The organism is Pedobacter sp. G11, assembly GCF_003860265.1.
GTDB lineage: Bacteria > Bacteroidota > Bacteroidia > Sphingobacteriales > Sphingobacteriaceae > Pedobacter > Pedobacter agri.
The window spans coordinates 281,854-301,388 of sequence record NZ_CP034190.1; the positions used below are offsets into that span (position 1 = coordinate 281,854).

21 protein-coding genes are annotated in these 19,535 nt (G+C 36.5%); 4 read left to right on the forward strand and 17 right to left on the reverse strand.

The features are described 5' to 3' along the window. The first annotated feature begins 804 nt into the window (after nt 1-804). Entirely contained in the window at nt 805-1,845 is a 1,041-nt protein-coding gene (locus EA772_RS01150) for an IS110 family transposase (protein ID WP_124910862.1), read from the forward strand. Nucleotides 1,846-2,620: 775 nt separating this feature from the next. Here the strand turns inward: EA772_RS01150 and EA772_RS01155 are convergent. Together EA772_RS01155 and EA772_RS01160 are read right to left on the reverse strand one after the other, a co-directional pair. Next, nucleotides 2,621-2,917, reverse strand: coding sequence for a deaminase (locus EA772_RS01155; RefSeq protein ID WP_371683166.1), 297 nt, complete (start codon nt 2,915-2,917; stop codon nt 2,621-2,623). Between the two features lie 233 nt (nt 2,918-3,150). Continuing rightward, nucleotides 3,151-4,503 (reverse strand): DUF4932 domain-containing protein, encoded by a 1,353-nt coding sequence (locus EA772_RS01160; protein ID WP_168187456.1) that lies wholly within the window; start codon nt 4,501-4,503, stop codon nt 3,151-3,153. A 977-nt stretch (nt 4,504-5,480) separates the two neighbouring features. On the opposite strand from EA772_RS01160, the gene EA772_RS01165 reads away from it, so the two are divergent. Beyond that, on the forward strand, nt 5,481-6,590 hold the full coding sequence (locus EA772_RS01165; RefSeq protein ID WP_124910864.1) for an IS110 family transposase: 1,110 nt from the start codon (nt 5,481-5,483) through the stop codon (nt 6,588-6,590). On the opposite strand, the gene EA772_RS21960 is transcribed toward EA772_RS01165, so the two are convergent. The 14 genes from EA772_RS21960 to EA772_RS01235 form a co-directional block, all read right to left on the reverse strand. Further along, on the reverse strand, nt 6,532-6,900 hold the full coding sequence (locus EA772_RS21960) for a hypothetical protein (protein WP_124910865.1): 369 nt from the start codon (nt 6,898-6,900) through the stop codon (nt 6,532-6,534). The two genes, EA772_RS01165 and EA772_RS21960, sit on opposite strands and share 59 nt — an antisense overlap. A 1,642-nt stretch (nt 6,901-8,542) precedes the next feature. Continuing rightward, a complete protein-coding gene (locus EA772_RS01175) occupies nt 8,543-8,896 on the reverse strand; it encodes a hypothetical protein (RefSeq protein WP_124910866.1) in 354 nt (117 codons plus the stop codon). 820 nt (nt 8,897-9,716) lie between these two features. Next, entirely contained in the window at nt 9,717-9,872 is a 156-nt protein-coding gene (locus EA772_RS01180) for a hypothetical protein (protein ID WP_210405065.1), read from the reverse strand. A gap of 238 nt (nt 9,873-10,110) precedes the next feature. Further along, nucleotides 10,111-10,662, reverse strand: a complete 552-nt coding sequence (locus EA772_RS01185; RefSeq protein ID WP_168187457.1) for an RHS repeat-associated core domain-containing protein — start codon at nt 10,660-10,662, stop codon at nt 10,111-10,113. 21 nt (nt 10,663-10,683) lie between these two features. After that, entirely contained in the window at nt 10,684-11,262 is a 579-nt protein-coding gene (locus EA772_RS01190; protein WP_124910869.1) for a hypothetical protein, read from the reverse strand. Nucleotides 11,263-11,523: 261 nt separating this feature from the next. Next, the gene (locus EA772_RS01195; RefSeq protein WP_168187458.1) at nt 11,524-11,871 is read right to left on the reverse strand and encodes a DUF1493 family protein; all 348 of its coding nucleotides are present in this window, start codon (nt 11,869-11,871) and stop codon (nt 11,524-11,526) included. Nucleotides 11,872-11,912: 41 nt separating this feature from the next. After that, a complete protein-coding gene (locus EA772_RS01200; RefSeq protein WP_124910871.1) occupies nt 11,913-12,122 on the reverse strand; it encodes a hypothetical protein in 210 nt (69 codons plus the stop codon). A gap of 156 nt (nt 12,123-12,278) precedes the next feature. Further along, nucleotides 12,279-12,866, reverse strand: a complete 588-nt coding sequence (locus EA772_RS01205) for an RHS repeat-associated core domain-containing protein (RefSeq protein WP_124910872.1) — start codon at nt 12,864-12,866, stop codon at nt 12,279-12,281. Further along, a complete protein-coding gene (locus EA772_RS01210; RefSeq protein WP_124910873.1) occupies nt 12,867-13,475 on the reverse strand; it encodes a hypothetical protein in 609 nt (202 codons plus the stop codon). It lies immediately after the preceding gene. A 248-nt stretch (nt 13,476-13,723) separates the two neighbouring features. Continuing rightward, complete coding sequence (locus EA772_RS01215; RefSeq protein WP_124910874.1) at nt 13,724-14,068, reverse strand: hypothetical protein; 345 nt, start codon at nt 14,066-14,068, stop codon at nt 13,724-13,726. 10 nt (nt 14,069-14,078) lie between these two features. Continuing rightward, the gene (locus tag EA772_RS01220; protein WP_124910875.1) at nt 14,079-14,495 is read right to left on the reverse strand and encodes a hypothetical protein; all 417 of its coding nucleotides are present in this window, start codon (nt 14,493-14,495) and stop codon (nt 14,079-14,081) included. Nucleotides 14,496-15,231: 736 nt separating this feature from the next. After that, nucleotides 15,232-15,621: a DUF2750 domain-containing protein gene (locus EA772_RS01225; RefSeq protein WP_124910876.1), complete on the reverse strand. Its 390-nt coding sequence runs from the start codon at nt 15,619-15,621 to the stop codon at nt 15,232-15,234. Between the two features lie 51 nt (nt 15,622-15,672). Beyond that, on the reverse strand, nt 15,673-15,915 hold the full coding sequence (locus EA772_RS01230) for a hypothetical protein (RefSeq protein WP_124910877.1): 243 nt from the start codon (nt 15,913-15,915) through the stop codon (nt 15,673-15,675). Between the two features lie 54 nt (nt 15,916-15,969). Further along, complete coding sequence (locus EA772_RS01235; RefSeq protein ID WP_124910878.1) at nt 15,970-16,392, reverse strand: hypothetical protein; 423 nt, start codon at nt 16,390-16,392, stop codon at nt 15,970-15,972. A 549-nt stretch (nt 16,393-16,941) separates the two neighbouring features. Between EA772_RS01235 and EA772_RS01240 the strand changes: the two genes are divergently transcribed. Then, nucleotides 16,942-17,451, forward strand: a complete 510-nt coding sequence (locus tag EA772_RS01240; protein WP_124910879.1) for a hypothetical protein — start codon at nt 16,942-16,944, stop codon at nt 17,449-17,451. Nucleotides 17,452-17,783: 332 nt separating this feature from the next. Here EA772_RS01240 and EA772_RS21965 read toward each other — a convergent pair whose 3' ends face one another. Continuing rightward, nucleotides 17,784-18,023 carry a hypothetical protein gene (locus EA772_RS21965; protein ID WP_168187444.1) on the reverse strand — a complete coding sequence of 80 codons (240 nt, stop codon included), beginning with the start codon at nt 18,021-18,023 and terminating at the stop codon, nt 17,784-17,786. Between EA772_RS21965 and istA the strand changes: the two genes are divergently transcribed. Beyond that, complete coding sequence (istA, locus tag EA772_RS01245; protein WP_210405037.1) at nt 17,973-19,526, forward strand: IS21 family transposase; 1,554 nt, start codon at nt 17,973-17,975, stop codon at nt 19,524-19,526. The genes EA772_RS21965 and istA overlap by 51 nt on opposite strands. Nucleotides 19,527-19,535 lie beyond the last annotated feature (9 nt).

Below are 19,535 nucleotides of genomic sequence, written 5' to 3' on the forward strand. Positions count from 1 at the left end.
AGCTATTTAACGCTTCGTTTTTGTGACAATATTAGAGGGAATTTTCAAATGATTGTGCAAGGAATTTCTGATAACACCATACTGTATGAAACCAAACGTTTACAGTGGCCAAGTGATGTGATTAGCATATTCAACAAAAGAAAGCCCATCTAAAAAAAGGCCGGTAAGCAGCTATTGGCTTTTAAATTTGTGTATAGATATTTGAAGCATATCAAGTCTCAACAACGAAGATATCCCTCCCCTATTAGCTTAAGCTTATATGCAGTATTTCGCAAATAGAAAAATGTATCATAAAAGCGAACATTTTGCCTGTCTTAAACCTCATAATCTTGGAGTCACTATATGTTGAAACAAATAGCTCATTAAGTCATCTCACACAAATAATAACCGACTTAAAGACCGAAGTATTTTGCCAGTGCATAAAATTGAAAAAATGACGTTTCTTTATTGAGGTGATGATCGAAAATATTTGCATCAATCAACAAATTAAAAAGCTTATGTTGGTATAAGTTAAAATAAAAAAAACAAGTGGATTTGTGATGAGTGTAATTCCTTAAAATTTGTCATCACAAAATAATTAGACTTCAAAGAAAAATGTCCCTTAATGCGAAGTAATTATTGAAAGGCAATGAGTTAAAATGACCTATGTATACCATCAAGACAAAGACTTACGGCATGATTAAGGATTTTAAGTTTTGCAGGAGATAAGTATAAACATTCAGTTGGGTTGAATCAATATCAAAATGAGGATCAAGACCTATATTACGATGAGATGCCCAACTGTCAAGGGACAACTATTTAAACATGAAACGATATAAATACTTTATTGGAATTGATGTTAGTAAATTGACCCTTGACTTTGCGATTATGAATGTAGAAAAACTGATCTATCATAGAAAAATCGCAAATGACGAAACTGCAATAGCATCGATGCTCGTTGAGCTAAAAGAAATTAATGGATTTAAGCTATCAAATTCAGTGTTTGGAATGGAACATACCGGAATTTATTCCAATAAAATCTTGAGTATATTGGAAAGGAAAAAAGCAAATATTGTTTATGAAAACCCCACTCATATCAAAAACTCACTAGGTAATTTGAGAGGTAAGAATGACAAGCTTGATTCCATCAGAATTGCCACTTATCTCAAAAAGTTAAAGGATGATTTAAGGTTATGGCAAGGAAAGAGAAAAATCATTCAGGAGCTTGCCAGCTTAGTCGCATTGAGAGACAGGCTTGCAAGAACAAAAAGAGCACTAAAAACGCCATTGAAAGAAGATCATTTATTTGTTAGCACCAAATTTGCAATTCAAAACGAGAAGTTTTCATCAAGAACCATAGATGCCTTAGAGGCTGATATTCATATCTTAGATGAAACTATTAACTTATTATGCTTGTCCGACCCAAAGATTAAAAGAATGATGGATATTATCACATCAATTCCTTGCGTTGGGCCCTTTACGGCGTTACAGATGATCATAACTTCCAACGAATTCGAAACCATCAGTAGTCCTAAACAATTCGCAGCTTATGCAGGTTTGGCTCCCTATCCAAAACAATCAGGAACCGGGCTGCAATCCAGGAGTCGTGTCTCAAATATTGCTAATAAGAAAATGAAAACACTTTTGCATACATGTGCAATGCTATCTAATCGTTTTGTACCTGAAATGCAAGCTTACTTCAAAAGAAAAACTGAAATAGAGGGAAAACCGAAGATGCTTGTTTTTAATGCCATCAGATCAAAGCTCGTCCTAAGGGTATTTTCCTGTATTAAACACAATAGGCTCTACACTAAAGATTATGATTACAATAGTGAAAAATTAACTCAAGGGATAAGACAAACATAGTTTGCCGTTTTATTGCGACTAAACTAAAAAAATTAGAAGTGCTATTTTATTATTGTTTTTTATTCAGTACTAGTCGTATCACTTGGGGATCGTTTAAAAGTGAGCAAAGTATCCGGGTAGTCACTATTTATTGAGATAAAAACCTGCACTAATTAACCGTCAAAGTAGATATCGTGTTGATTTTTATTTTTCCAAGTTGATTTACAGATATCTCATATATCATTTCAGTAGTGAAGTTGAACAAGGCATTAAAAACTAAATCTTTATCCTCTGGTTTCTTGAGATCAATGTTAACTATAGCGAGCGTATTGCATTGTTTTAGACCTTAATTTTGCACTCATACTGAGAATCGATCTGCTTAGTACAAGAGCCCTGACAATAAAATAAATCCCGTTGGTCTGATGACTTATTTATCTGAACTATCCATGGATTTCCAATTGTCCCTATTCGCACACCAAGGTCCTGCGGCATATTTAAAACCGAAATCTAGTGTACGCTATTCATGAGAATTCATACATTAGTTGAATTTAGTGTGTTAAGACTAACGATCTGGTTTTTATTAACTAAATTCTTTGCAAAATTGTTACGGATTTCATCTAGCTACTAGTATATATTTGGTTTAGCGGAGCCTTTAATTTTTTAGGGGCCTTATTTTTCCAATTTTAAGGATTAAACAGAAATTCATTAGCCATAATTTTCTAACATTTTTAAGCAGAAAATTAAGACAATAAGCTTAAAGAAGGCACTTATAACGATCCGCCTTTAATTACATTTTTCAGTTCAGCGTTTGATGAAACCCATTCGTCAAAGACTGTGATAGCCTCATTTGCAAAAGTCCATGAAACGTAATTTTCTGCTTTTCAAGTTTCTTCTGTAATTTAACAGTAATAAATTCGTCGCCGAAACCTGCCCACTCAGCATCGCGTTTAGTATTTCCATGATAAACCTGAGCGATATTGAACCAGTAAATTGCTTTTAGACACATTGGACAAGGCTCTGCACTAGTATACATGATGCACCCGCTTAAGTCTGCTTTGCCTATACTTTTTGCAGCCGCGCGAATGGCATTGATTTCAGCATGTGCAGTGGATCACGCTCTCCCTTTTATTAGTGTCGTCCTATCTACATCGGCCCCGTTGGCGACAACGTTTTGCGTGAGATCAAGTTCAAACATAATAGAATTGCTTTGCGATAGATCGAGCGAATTTAAAGGTTATACGTTGCATCACCCAGGATTAATGGCCATATCATTCATAAAGCACAATAGTCTATTGTGCTTTATGGGTTGCGTTTTTGGCTATAATTTTATGGTGTGGTACTGAAGCTGACCACAAAATTTTTAATTGGCACTTGATCAACTGACTTAAATGACCGGCCACTGAGCTCAAACTCATATTCTTTTCCTTTTTCCAGCGCAGTTTCTAAAATTATTGACGTATTATCTTTGGAATAGCTTACCTTACTAATCTTTGGGAAGGCGTCTTTCCCTTTATCGGTGAGGTTTATGGAATAACCTTTGCCGAATAGCGGCCTGTCAAAATTGATGGTAATGGTATGGATTGCCGGATCAATATTTTTACTATTATTGGCAAATTCATCTATTGAGGTCACTTTTGGCCTTTGTTGTTCAAATATATTTTGGTAAACAGAGATATTTTGGGCATAATCATGATATGCCAGTATAATGTTAGGCAGGTAACTTTCCAACGTCGGATATCTATCCCGCTGTTGATCATATTTCTCCAGTTCTATTAAAAGCTCGTTAATCCAAAGAAAACCCCGATCGAGTTGTTCTAAAATCTCACGATCGATAGCCTGCTTATCGAAGCTGTGATCTTTCATATACTTAATTACCGCCGCCCGTACAAGTGCCTCGCTGATCATCGTTTGCCAACCTGCGTAAGCCTGCCCACTCATTTGTTCCTGAACCGCTTTGTAAATGACCTGTCCATTCTTCTCAAAACGGGAAGGATTCTGGTCAGTGAGATAATTCACAAAACTATGATTAAATTCATGTAACAGCGTCGGAAAATAATCCCTTAGATCAAATCTGGCCATTCCTGTGCTGTCTATAGTCCAAGTTCCCATAATGGCATATACCTCACGTTTTCCATCTTTATAAAATATATCGGGGCCATAATTTCCTCCACCATTCCCAACCCCATTGATAATAATAAATTTCTCTTTCGGTGACTTGCCATAAAAATCCTTATACCAATTTAGATCAAGCTGGTCATAAATAGTCAGAAAACGTTGACTTACTTCCTTATAAATATCGGCATTCGCCTTAAAAAAAACATCCGCCCTGGAGTCTTTATAAAACTTTCCCAGCAGCCGGATAAACTCCTGTGCCTTTTCCATTTTCCATCGTTTTTCAGGAACAGAATCTGAAAGTTTCACCACCGGTTTAAAGCCAGGGGCTGGGCCTAAATGCACCGCCATTTTCATCACCGCATCATAGCCAATGCCATTTTCTTTACGAATCTTTTTAATATAGGAAATCAACTCATGATTTTTATAAGCACCAAAGTATCGTTCAATATTATCTGTATAACGTTTGAATTGCGTAGAACTGAATTCCTGTGCACCGGCCAGCCTAAATACGATACTTAACAATTCTACCCGCTCATCCACTCTGGGTTTTGCGAGAATTGTCACCCCCTGCGCAGCTAAATTTGAAGAAGCAATAGAAAAAAATAATAAAAAGGATATTGATATACGGAAAGGAAAATTCAAATTCATGCGAGGACTAAAAGATTGCGATCATTAGTTAAATAACTTTGCTAAATTAAAAAAAAGGATTTAACATCTTTATCTGACGTTAAATTATTGGCTGCACGATTTTTTATCACTCATTCCAATGAAGTGGCACTAATTTTCTTTTTAAACAAATTTTTCGGATTATGGTTGTTCAAAGCCTAGCCTTTATATAATTTCTGCAAGCTATAAATTTGTGCTGACCAGTAATTTCTTCTCTTTACCGGCAATCCCGGCTGGCGGGTGCTGTCGAATATTCAATCCCTTTAATTTCTAAGCATATCACTTAAATAATGAAAAAAGTCCACGCAATAACGATAAGAAATATTATCTAATTAATAATTATATTAGAGGTAGCAAAATAGTTTCTCTAATTAAAAAACAATAGTGATCTCCATTATTTCCTAATAAAGTTTGTAGAGTTATTTGAAGTTTACTCAAACTCGCGTCTAGGTTAACAGGCCTATGGACTGATAGAAGTCTTAAATAAATAATAACTTGAAAAGGGCAGTTAGGTTGGTTTAGGCACACATCTAGGAAAAACCTATAGAAGGACTATAAGCGCCTAACTGCATAATGGAGTTCATAACGAAAAAAGCATAGATAGCCTTTTGACAACTGAAATTTAGTATCTAGGAAACTTGCGTATTAAATCAAAACCCATTGAACTTAAGATGGCTAGACATCCACAACTGAGTAGAACAAATCAGGCATATAGGAAAGACCTAAAATAGAGGATTGAAACTCAAGTAATGTTTAGGTAACTAAAAGGACAGTCAGGTAAGTTAATCCCTTGCCTAGGAAAGACCTATGAATCAGCGAAACGCCTGACTGTTAAATGGGTATTGACAACCTATACTACGAATGTATTTAATATTATGAAGAAATATATTTATTTTATTGGTATTGACATCTCCAAAGAAACGCTAGATATGTCTGTTATATCCAATGGAGATGTTTTAACACATAGTTTAATTCCTAATGAGCAGAAGGCTATAAAGAGTCATATTATCCAACTAAGGCGATCTTTAGGTTTTACTAAAAGGAATGCCATCTTCGGAATGGAAAACACCGGTATTTATAGCAACCATTTAATAAATACCTTAGAAAGTCTAAAACTTGATACCGTCGTGGAGCAACCATTGCATATCAAGAATTCCCTAGGAGTAGTCAGAGGGAAAACAGATAAATTGGATTCAAAGAGGATCGCTATGTATCTCTACAAATCGAGAGATGTACTCCGCTTGAGAGATCCTAAAAGACCGATATTGGAACAGTTGGCCAATCTCACCTCGCTAAGAAAAAGGCTTCAGTCTCTTCACATTGCAATGAAAACACCATTAAAAGAAAGTGCTGGCTTTGTTAAAAAAGGTTTAATCGAACAGAGCAATAGACTTTGTTCTAGAAGCATTGATGCACTAACATTGGATATTAAAGATGTTGAAGATTCGATTGAAGCAACTTGGAAATCCGATGAAGATTTAAATAGACTTATGACACTTGTCCAATCTGTCCCTTGTATTGGGCCTTCAATTGCCTTGGAAATGATTATCTGTACAAATGAATTTAAAAATATCCCCACAATCAAACAGTTTGCGTCATATGCAGGCATAGCTCCTTTTCCATACAAATCTGGAACCTCAATCCAAAAAAAGACAAGGGTATCAAGGATTGCAAACAAGAAAATGAAAGCCCTCCTACATACTTCTGCAGTTTTGGCTCGACGCTTTGTTCCAGATATAAAGGATTACTACCACCGGAAAACTGTCATTGAGGGAAAACACAAGATGCTGGTCTTGAACGCTATTCGTTTCAAAATGGCATCGAGGGTATATGCATGTCTAAAGAACAATAAACCTTATCAAAAGGACTTCAAGTTTAATCCGCCATTAAAATATAGACTTATTGAGATTGAAGATAAAAGATTTGTTACAAGTCAGTGGTCAAACCGCTTGGCAGATTTAAAATATCTTGTAAAAAAAGTTTGATAGCAATTTTTAGTTGACTATTTTGGATATCCAACCATAAGTGATCTTCTATTTCAATATTCTTATATAGAAATTTCCATAAAAGCCAGCAATGAGATGTCGAAAATTGTATTTTTAATTTAGATGAGATTTCCGGAATGAACTTCTTCTTTGGATGAAATTTATTAAACTCAGGTGTTTTAACTAGCCCATAAATTAGTCCACCACTTTCGAAATTAAACTTGGCATACAATTTTCTAAAATTCGGTAAAACGAAATGATTATGTTCTTCTGAGAATTGTAAGTTCAATTCCTTAGCAATATCATTCATTTGTCTGTTAAATTTATCCTCAAGTATGAGTTTTAGAGTACCAACATTCCTAACTGCACAAACAGTTCATATAACCCCTTTCCGCCAATTCACTAAAATGCAGACAAGCAAAACTTTACAGCAAATTATTTCCGGTAAAATGGGGTCAACGTATTCTGGTTTATCCAATAGCGTATCGATACGATCAAAAACATTCGAATTGTGATGAAAATCAAAACATACAATCCTTTTTAGACAGTCTTTCGGAAATTATTTTGCAAACGATCATAAGTAATCATTGAATCCTTACAACTATTCCGTAGATTCTTTTTATGCCAAATTCTGACAAGAAACACCAAATGCAATGAAATAAGGGTGTTCGAATCCTTTGAACTGGTAATTGAAAAGTTAGTACTGAAAGAGCTCAAAATCACCCTAAAAAGTCAACCAATCAGCTGACGAACAAATACTTACAATAAAATCATTCAATTTAATTATTTTTGTTCTGTAATTCGAACACGAATGACAAAAACAGGCTTTGAACAGCCCTGAGGGCATTTAATAAGAAGAGGATACAGTTTTTTGCTATATCCTCTTTCGTGCACCAGAGGGGACTACAATCGAACAATTGATACCTCTGCTTACGTTGTTTAATTCTGTTAATGAGAAAGACAAATAGCGATTTATGGATTTTAAAAGCACTTTTGTTTAACTTAAGAACTTTTAACGTTGGTTGTAAGCGGATCATTTTATTTCATTTTACGATGACTATCAAGTTAGGGTTTCTAGGTAAATAATATTCTGTTGAAAGTAAAAGGGAGCTTAATTGAACAATTACTTAAGCTACTAATTCTCATGTATATTTAGATAAGCAAATAGCGAGAATTAGCTCGGCTCGAGGAATTACGACCTCCGCTGCCCAAAAGGAACTAATAATCAATGTGGAAAAATACTGACATTTCTATTAAGGTGCAGGTAGGATGATATTCGATAAAAAAGTTCAAGCCTAATTGACTGATTTTGCGTCGAAGCGGAAAGACTTTGAAGCAGGTTTAATCAATTAAAAATAACTGATAATATTTACAAGCTGCCAACCACCTTTAAAGAATTGTTGGCCATTCATGTAATAACCCCTTTTTTGATTTTGACCGGGAATTCAACAAATACTTACCAGAACTTAACTGCGCATCCCGGCATTTGTGGCTTAAGGGTTCCGGTCCAAACTTTTAGTTAATGCGTTCTCTATCACTATAGACCAATAAATCTATGTGACAGAGATTATGAATGGAGATTTCGGTTCCGTTGACCAATTTATTCCGTGTCGGATTGACCAGTTTAAGACAAAACCCAATTTATTCCTAACCTATTATTTATTGATCAATTGGGCCTGGTCAGTTTTGACCGAAACATAATGATCCGCAATTTCGAAACGATGTGGTCAAAGCTACCGAAATCTCCAGACAAGGCTAGCTTTGACAAACAGATCCTGAAGCTCATAGACGAGATTGAGGAACTTGAACCCTCAATTATAGATATACTCCTATTTCTGGCAAATGCCATCATCCGTGATGCAAAGACCGGCAAGGCATATTCACAATAAACAACAAAGCCCAGCAACTTTAGATTGCTAGGCATGTAACCTATTTTTTGAAAAAGCAACTATTTAAACGACTGTAAAATTTTTCGCTATAATCTTCATTAAACTACTCGTTGAGATGGTCTTTATTACGTAGCAATGCAATTCGATTTCTTCAATCAAACCATTCCACCTTTTATATAGGTCCAAAACATCTACACTTTCAACTTCGATAAACGCATAGTCAATATATTCAGGAGCCTCTACACCTAGGTTCATATTGAGGCTTACCCAATACACGTCTTCAAAGATAAGTTTAAGGGGACCTTTATTTTCTACGGATATTTCAAATAGTACCGTATCACTCTTACCAGGGTTTGTCCTGTCTATTTCAATATTTTTAATCTCCGAATTATGCCAAAGATATTCTTCAAATTTCATAGTAATTTATTGTGCTTTAGGCCATCTACAAATATCAAATATATGCTCTTTCGCTCCATTCAAATGAAAATGACTTATCTGAAGTCCTTTTGTATTGACAGGTGATTCGTGACTTTGATGTTACTTTTTATTTTAGGCATGAGTGATTAGTTGGCACCAGGATATGGACTTGTTTAGAGCCTATTCAAGGTAAATAACTCGAAGTAATTTGTTATCGAAGAAGTCTCTTTTAAAAAACTAACAAATGGTTGTCCATCGTTAAACTCCAAAACAAAAGTATTGCCATCCGTCAACCTCAGCCAAATAATATTTAAGTCTGATTCACTAAAAAGACTCTCGAACTCATTTGTAAGATCAACATATTGATCTCTTAACAAAAGATACTTGATATACCAATAATCTGCTTGAAAATTAACTGAAAACACCAAATATGGCTCAATTTCAAGCTCACCAAATAACCGTACTTTGGGTTCAATTAGCAATATATCTTTTATGAAATTTAAACTTTTGAGCTCACTATTAATTTTATACTTAGAGGCCTTCACTGCGTTTTCCTTTTTATAATATGTATGTTTATGGGGTGACGATTTTCCACTTTCTCCATGAGTTGTAATGTGCGTATCGCTTCTTTTTCTTCCTTTGGCATGAAAGTTCGTACGTTGAGCATAATTGCCCGAAGCATCTTCTCTTAGTTGAGTGTGTGCAACGCCTCTACCCTCCGCATAGATTTTTGTATTCCCAGCCTTTGTCTTAATCGTTTTGAATGTTACACCCTCTGCATCCTTCGGAATAAAAGGAGTTTTCCCAAAACTGACCTTCTTTAGATGCCACCTTTGTCACTGCACCTGTAACCCTTCCAGCCTTCTGTTGCACCAACAAGAAGCCCTTCGGCGGCTTTACTACCCATATCCTTCACCAAAGCTGTCAAATCTCCGTTTGATGCGTCCGAAGATAATGTGATCCCTACTTTTGCCATTCCATAGGTGCCGAAAGTAGCTGTTTTTAACAAATTGTTCGTTATTGCTTAAGTAGTAATGTGGCTTTTAACTGTTTCAACTGGATTTAATATTGCCTGTTTATTCCTCCAAAATATCGAGTAAAACCTTGCTTTATCACATCCTATAGGTCATCACCAGGCCAATCAGGATATCGACCATCTGGATCGGTTAATCTTATAGGATTATTTAAAACATAGATATACGGAGATGTACTTTCTAGATAGAGTCTACAAGCGGATCCACCACGTTCCACCTTGCAATCACCGGATCATAAAACCTTGCGCCGTAATCACATTGCCCACTGAGCTCATCCTGCACCTCCTTACCATTGTAGAGATACTTGTTCGTCGTTGCCACCGGAGATATAGACTTCCTCAATCCGAATGGATAATAATCATCCTGCTGAAGCCTTCTTACCGCTCCATTGTAAATATCGAAACTATAACGAACATTTCCAAGATGATTACTCAGATTATATTGATAACTGTATCCACCTAAACCGTCGTTCAGTGCTATGCCTTCCTCGGCATGTATAAAGTCAATCGTTCCATCCGGTTTGTATTCAATTCCGTCAATGTAGTTTCGCACTGATCCGTTGGCATTCTTCCTTAACTTCCTCCCGCTGGCACCATAGGTGTAAGTCAGATTAATGTTAGGTATATGTCTGGGCAGGTTCAGGTGATTGTATTCAATCGTATATCCTGAGCGGCCATCCGTTGTCGCATTCCCGTTTACATCATAGTCATAGCCACTGGTCACATAAGCCACATACCACAGCCTGTTCCCATGCTAGTAGTCGTAACTGTTCGCATTGCCCCCGTCCCTGGAAAGGTACTTAAAGTTGCCCATCACATCATACTCCACCTGCTCACTCATCGGGTAGGAAAGGCCTGATGCAGCCCCCCGCTTCAATCTATTCAACTTGTCATAAATGTATACAAAAGTGTAAGGGAGCGCCTCGCCCGCGCTCCAGCGCTGGTTGGCGATATTCCCATTGTACTGCGCCTCTGCGCCATCTATCGCGTCATTGTACTTAAGCTCTATGCTGAACTCATTGCTCTTCCTGCTCCTCAACCAGCCCCGTTCGTTATATGTTAGTTTTGTTCGCTGGGTTTCATTGTGCAGTTTCCTCTCCTGGAGCTGCCCAAGCTCATTATAGGCCAGATAACTCAAATTAACCTCTCCCGCATCATTGATGTTCTCGAAGGTCGCCGCCTTCCTGCCCAGATGGTCATATTCATAACGGGTCGCGATCTTAGTACTTTGCCCATTGGCATGATGCGTCCGCACACTGCTCATCAGGTTCCCGTCAAACTTCCAAACTTTCTCAGTGATATCGTAATTGGATGTACTGACAGCAGTAACCAATTCATTTGACCCCTTTCCGCCAATTCATTTAACTTCAGACAATCAATACTTTGTAATAATTTTATATTTGGCGAAACGGGGTCAATGTAAACTAATTTATCCACAAAAGAACTTGATGAATTAAAATCAGTAAAGAATATAAAAACACCCAAAAAAAAAGGCGGATGGAAATCTTATGACCTACTCATCAGCTAATCTTTTATAGACCATTTTCGGTCTACTTTTTCTGTACCCTCATCCTCACATCGCTGGCTTATGATTTTATCTAGAGGTATTATTTATAACTTCTTCATCGAGTCTACCTTTAACTATTGCTTTTTCTAAATGTCCAACCGTGAGGGCTTTTCTTGCTAGCTTTTTGCTGTTGGTCAGAAATCTAATGATTGCTGGCAATATAAAATCTCCTTCGGCACTAAAATAATCTGCCTTCATAAATTTTGTTAAGTCAACTTTAAAAGCCTTTCCATAGGATATTAAGAAATCTGTTGCCTCGTCGCCATAAAGACCTAAATCTTCCTCTATTCTTGAGTTTGTTGTAATTTCTTCATCGTCAAAGCCATTTTGCTCAATGATAAAGCGTTTCAATTGATTAAAAATTTCATCTCTCATATTCATATTTTCAGTATCATCGATTCTATCGTCTTTTCTTTTTAACGCACATACCACATTGGATTGTTGTTATTCTCCTTATTATTTTTTGTCAATTGATCGGTAATTTCTCCTATTTCTTGTCTGTGATCCCAAACACCCTTTACCGATAATACCCATCCAGCATGAGGAACTAGCCTCCCTATAAATCGACCAACAACTTTGCTAGCAATTTTTCTTGCCGCTTTTTTTCCAATAGCTTTTGAAAGCACCTTAACCGTTTTTCTTTTGAAAGCTGTACGTTCCCAAGGGATTGCTTTTGATAAAACCCTTGATGCAATCGATGATCCCCGATCAGAACCTAATGCGCCTACTGGTTTTAAGAAATCAAAAGGTTGACCTAATACAATTAGCCCTGGTCCCCAAGGTCAATAACCATTGTTTTTATTTCCTTTGATGGTAACCTCTCTTAATTGGTTGACTTTCGCTGTATCCAAGCCCAAAGGATCAATATAACTTAGAGGATTATTGAATACACATGCATATGGACTGGAATTGTAGTGGATAGCCGAATTCCCAGCAGTTATCACATTGCGTACTCTCGGTAGATTAAAATAATTACCAGCATTTTTTCTGCCTTCGGAAGCATCAAAATCATAGCCTTCATTAGACATCTCTTGAGCATATGCATCATCAAAGTCGCTCCAATATTCATCTTCCTGCAAAGGATCAGGTACATTCCACCTTGCAATTACCGGATCATAGAACCTTGCCCCGTAATCATATTGCCCACCGAGCTCATCCTGCACCTCCTTGCAATTGTAAAGATATTTATTCGTTGTTGCCACCGGAGATACCGACTTTCTCAATGCAAAGGGATAGTAATCATCCTGCTGAAGCCTTCTTACTGCTCCATTGTAAATATCGAAAGTATAACGTACATTTCCAAGATGGTCAGCCCAATTATAATGGTGGCTGTAACGACCTGTTCGATTGTTCAGAGCTATGCTAGACAATTATCTTCTATATAAGTGAGTAGTATCTATTGCTTTGATTTTTATCAGTTCTTCAATATCCTTATCTTCTACACTTTCTCCCTTAGCTGGAACAAAAAAAGATAAGTATTCATAAGAATAAATATCACCTGGTGTTGTTGCCAAAGCTCCCTTACTATATTCTTTTACTTGTTTTGTTATTTCATTATCTCCCTTAATTATTTTTGGATAAAAGCCTTCGTCAAACGTTTTCCTGTCGATATATCCAATGCCATAATTGTTAATAAAAAAATCATTTTCTTTTTCATTGGAAACTAGCAACCTAACTTCTCCAACATAACCTTCTGGAATAACAACAGTATAAACAGGCCTGTACTCGCTTATATAAAATATAGAGCTAAATATTATTACGAATATGGAAGCAAATGTTAGAGCCCGCCATTTTGAATTCAGTATTTTCTTTACTAGCATACCCAACCCAAAAAAAACAAGAAGGGTACAAGGCAAAGAGAGCAAGAGCAAAAACCAAGAGGGAAGTATCATTGTTTTTGTTTGCAACATTTGCCAGATGCCAACACACAGTGAAAAAATACCCAAAGCTAGAATTACAGGCTGTATTTTAAATTTCATGTTTTATCGTTTATAAAATTTAGAAGGATAATAATTAAGATTGCCCTTCCCTATAATTTGATTGATTAAAGGTAATCCGTGGGTCATTTCAACAGAAGGCTGGTTGTGTTGCCATGATCTTAATTCCATTGACTTCAACGTGGCATTGAACTCAAATCTTAATATTTTAATTGTTAGCACACTATTCTACTTAAGCCATCTATCACATGACCGAATTACTTCCATTACCTACCAACAAACACTTTGCATTAGTTGATGTTATATTCCTTTTCAAGTTCAGTAATTATCAAGTTCGGATCTGTTATTGAATACTTAAATGAAATAGAATCATTTATATTTAACCCTTCAGGATTGTTATCCCAACCACCGAAAAATGTATAATCAATACCGTTAATTTTGTATTTTACTTTAATACTATGCCCTTTATAGGAATGGATTTCAGCAATTACACCTTTTGAATAATTAAATTTTTTTTCAACCATTTTAACTCTTTTTGCATTATCTTTATTTGAGTTAGATACTATCCAATAAAGAAATAAGCTAATAGTAACGATAATAATTATAAATATAGTCCCAATTCGTATTTTATTCATATATTAAATTTCACCTTGTCGGTTGCAACATTTTGCAAAGCCTCTTTGCAATCCGACCAATTACTCCTCTTGAAATCTTTTTTGCGACACCGGAAGCAACAGCTAACTTGCGAGTAAGATCTACTGTTGATTTAGCAACATCTAATTTCTTTGCTACGATCGTACCCTTAATACCTGCCAAATTTCTTTCTCCATCAGTAACTTTATTAAATAAATTGCTTCCTTTGACCAATCCCCTAACAGCATTTGCCTCAGAGGCTGTTGCCTTTGCCAAAGATTGTTCAGCAACCCCGGTAATCTTTCTACCGATTATCCCGCCAATTTCCCCGGCAACGACATCAGCAGTGACATCGAACGCCGCCTCTCCTATAGATCTGGTACCATTGAAAAAACAGCCGCCCCACACCCTTAAAGAATTGTTAGCCAATTCATGGAATAACCCTTCTTTAATTTTGAAAAGGAATTCAACAAATACTTAATAGAACTTAACTGCGCATCCCGTCATTTGTGGCTTAACGGTTCCGGTCCAAACTTTTGGTTAGTGCGGTCTCTATTACTGAAGACCAATAAATCCATGTGACAGAGATTATGAAAGCTAATTGACATGTAAACATAAGTCAAATCGCCTTATTTACGTGAATTTACTAAGTTTTATCAAGATTGATTCGAAAAAGTTTCATTTAAGCTAATTGCCCAAGCTGATCTTCTCAACCAAGACAATTATGTTTTAAATCACTTGTCAGTTAAACTCTATTTGATTAACAAATATATAGATTGGATACGAGCGCCTCCGTATTCTTGTTGATAATGAAATTTCTTATTTTGTATTATCAATGGAGATTTCAGCTCCGTTGACCAAGTAATTCCGTATCGGATTGACCAGTTTAAGAAAAAACCCGATTTATTCTTAACCTATTATTTATTAATCTATTGATGGTCATTTTTCACCGTAACAAACTGATCCTCAATTCCGAAACGATGTGGTAAAAGCTACCGAAATATCCAGACAAGCAAGACTTTATGATAATTTTATATTTGGCGAGACGGGATCAATGTAAACTAATTTTTCCACATATGAGCTAAACATATATATAGCCTATAAATGGCAAAGCCTGGCTCAATGAACCAGGCTTTGCTGCTATTTAATTACCTTAAGTACTGCCTTAGTAATTTTTCATTTCTTCACTCAAGTCTTTTGCAAATTCCACTATATCAACAACAAAACCTGTATTTTGTCCAACCACAAAAACATTCAAAAGATAACCGTGCAAATGAACAAAATCCAAAAGTTCGTCCTCAAAAGTCTCCAAAGTGATCTCCTCAACATGAAAGTCCAACCAACCGGATGCCTTAGACTGATCAGCAAACTCCGTTGACGACCACAAAGGAAATAACTTAGAGGCTTTGACTTCTGATATAGCCCAATTTCCATCCGGGCTTTTTAGAGAATACATCAATTCCGTATCAGCAACACGCTTAATGAAGTATTTATAGCGCTCGTAAGGAGCTAATGCTGATACTACTTCTATTTCCTTTTCTGTAATTTTCATCATAAAGGTCTTTCTTGTTCTTTTTGCCGTTATTATCCTATTTATGTGTGTCTCTTAGTTTTCGTTCATCGCTGAAAGTTCATAAGATGCCTTTGAATGAAATAAGATAGCCAAATTATGCTTCCCCATCCATTTGCCAATGGTACTTGAAGGTAAGCCATATTTGCGTCCAGCTGCTCGCTGACTGAGCATACTGGATTTGATCTCGCAAATGATTTTCTCTTTCAAATCATCGCTTAATCGTCCCCAAGGTTTTCTAGTTGCAATTTTTGTTTTGTCTTTGCTTTTTGTTGCCATTTTTCAGTTTTTAATGACAAGCTATAGCAGGACGAGACACACTTATGTATTCTTCTATTTGTATGCATCTAAATGGATTTGTTTGCAATGAATTATTATCTGAAGACCACCCTCAAAAAAGTATTTGATATCATCATTTTCGTTGGGTTTTTCCTGTGGAAGATAACTATCGATGAAATCCCTTGCAGAGGAAGGGAAAAATGTAATCTCCCCTAGACAACTATCATCATCAGGTGTACTATTTTCGTCTTGTTCAATCACCTTAAAGAAAGTAACATCTCGATGTTTTAGGATTAAAAAAGAGAATTCATCTGGACCAACCCAGTCACCCTTTGATTTTACCCATTTTAAATGAATTTCTCTTATTGGCAACTGATAGTCTAAACCGACAAAATTAAAATTATTATGTAAGTCGATATTTGTGTCTTTAAAATTTAAAGCCGCTGTATTGTTTTTTATCGTAAAATTAACCTCCATTACTTATTCTATAAAAAGTGCGTACAAGATGTTAGCGATCTATTATTTGTATAAATCTAATCAAAAGATAGGCTTCTTCCGCTGATACTCATTAGGATTTTATTAATTCTTCGTTTTTTGAGATTCCTCAAGCATGCATTACGTTTAAACAATAATGAATATTATATTTGATTTTTTATGAAACCTAATCTTTTAATTCTCATATGTTTTAATAAGTTTACTGCTAATAGGCTGTGAAAATGATAATAGCGAAATATCTGCAACAGATATTTATAACCAATACTCTCATGCCTATATTGCAGGTTTACCCTTGAACATAGAAGGAGCTATTCCTACTAATCGAGATATTTCCACGAAAATTGGATTATACTCGGAAACAGCGATGGAAAAAATAATGAAATGTATACCGTGAATGGGCAGGTTCCAAAAGAAGTTGTTAGCACTAAAATAATTTACTACCACTTATTAGAGCTGAAAGAAATCACCATCCCAGATATTACAACAGTAATTAATAATTGTAAATAGTCACAATATTATAATTAGCAAGTAATGAAATATACATTAACATTTAGAAGCCAAATAGAAGCATTGAAAGGAATAATAGTTATCACGTTTTCATTCATGGCAATCTCGGTGCTTTTTAGATATGCATTGGATAGTTTTTTTCCTAGCTCAATTATTTTGCTGATTATTTATTTATTATTTTATTTCATTCCGGTTATTATTCTACATATAAATTATATCAAATATGCAAGAGGACGTGTTCTGATAGTCGGCAGTGATTTCATAACGTACGATAATCAAACCTATTCTATCGATGAGATCGTTTCAATTGAAGTTTTTTCAACCTCTCAGCACAAAAAAAATGGTAGTGGGGCAAGAACTTTAGCTCATAATGAATATTATTACTTTATTCAAATTAATTTTCGAAATGAAGAGAAGATAATAATTAATAGCCTGCTTGGGCAAAATATAGATCGCTATTTGATTTCAAAGTTCCCTGATTTGGCTGTTAAATATCACCTTCATTTCTTCCGTAGGTTATTGATAACTAAATGATCTTTTCTAGCAATGTATTTTTAATTTCTTCTACAAAGCAATAAATATTATGTAATAATTGCTTGGGACAATTTTGTTCAAAACCGATAAAGCATACAGCTTGATTAAGATATAGCCGCCATTTACCAACACTGCCAGATTTATCTCCAAAATTTCAACGTCAGGGTCAGTTTCTGGTTTAAAATATTCATCGCTTTCAAATTCGTTGAGACAACGAAGTGTAAAGGTGACTCGATATACGTGGATATTCCGACCCATACTACACCACCCATTCCGAGGCATAGTACACCAGTCATTCCGAGCCAAAGTACACCAGTTTTTGTTTGAGCTAATTAAATATTCCGAGGCAAAGTGCGCCATTTTTGGTTCATTTCAGGATTATTTTTCTCTGCCATTCCGACACATACTGCACCATTATATTTAACCATATTACGCAATTGGGCATAGTTTAACCCGCCAATTATATAGGTTTGGTAAGCATCAAGCTTACCCCTGTAGATATGGCGAACAAACTGCTCAGCATGAATAAGATTAGACAGATACTCATTTTCCTGGATCAGGGTGTCTCCCAACGGAAAATAGAAAAAGAGGTCAGGGTCAACAGGCGTACCATCGCGAGTTACCTCGAAAAGTTCAGATCGACAGGTTTGACTTTTGGTGGCTTGCTAAAGCTCTCTGATAGGGACATCGATGAGATTCTTGGCCTTATAAACGAAGAGGTAATGGAGGATGCTGACCCCAGGCGGGTTCATTTTCTTGAACATTTAGAATATCACAATGAACAGCTCGCCACCAAAGAAGGCGTAACCAGGTTATTGCTGTGGGAAGAGTATATTACCAATTATCCGGAAGGGTTCCAGTATTCCAGATTCTGTGATCTGCTGCAGGAACATAACCGGGCCTCGAAGGCCGTTATGCATTTTGAGCATAAGCCAGCTGAGATGATGCAGGTTGATTTTGCCGGTGCGCCACTGCATTATCTGGATACTTCTACAGGAGAACTGGTTAGCTGTCCGGTGTTTCTTGCCATTCTTCCCTTTAGCGGTTACGGTTACGTGGAAGCACTTGTAGATGCAAAGTTGCCTCAGGTTGTATCGGCACTGAACAAAGCACTCATCTATATCGGTGGTGTGCCCAAAGGGGTAAAATCGGATAATATGAGGCAATGGGTATCCAAAAGCTCAAAGTATGAACCTGTCTTTACCGAGATGCTGGAGCAATGGGCTAACCATAATAAGATTGCGCTCTTTGCTGCACGCCCGTATAAGCCAAAGGATAAACCAAGCATAGAGAACTTTGTGAGGATAGCCTATATGCGCATCTATGCCAAACTTAGGAACCAGACCTTCTACAGTCTCAAGGAATTGAATGAGGCAATCAGAATTAAGCTTAATGAACACCACCAGCTTAGTTTTCAACGCAAAAGTTTCAGCCGCTATGAGCTATTCCACAATAATGAGTCTGCACTTTTGCAACCACTTCCAGAAACATCATTCTCTATCCAGCACTACACCAGGGCAAAAGTTCAGAAGAACTATCATGTCGTCGTAGGTGAAGACTGGCACTATTACAGCGTTCCCTTCAGATATATCGGCAAGGAGGTCAGGATTTCATATTGTATGGACAGCGTTGAAATCTTCCATAATTGCACCCGGATTGCCATACATGTCCGGAGTTTCAGAAAACACCATTTCACAACCGTAAGGGAACATATGCCTGAAGCTCACCAATCCTTTTCGGATGAAAAGGGATGGGATCCTGAATATTATCTGAAACAGGCTGAAAAAGCAGGTCAGAACACTTATGACTTTATTCAAAAGCTGATGCAGAGCAATCCCGTCATCCATCAATCATATGCTGGCTGCGCCGGACTGATGCGGCTCTTGAAAGCCTACGGGGCGGCAAGAATGGAAGCTGCCTGCAAAAGAGCACTCACCGGACACAGGTTTAAATATACTGTGATAAAAAACATTCTTGACAACAATATGGACATGGTCGAGGAAATAGAACAGAAAGAATACAGGACACCGCTACACCAGAACGTGCGAGGAGCTGAAGCATACAAAACCAACTAATAAAGATCA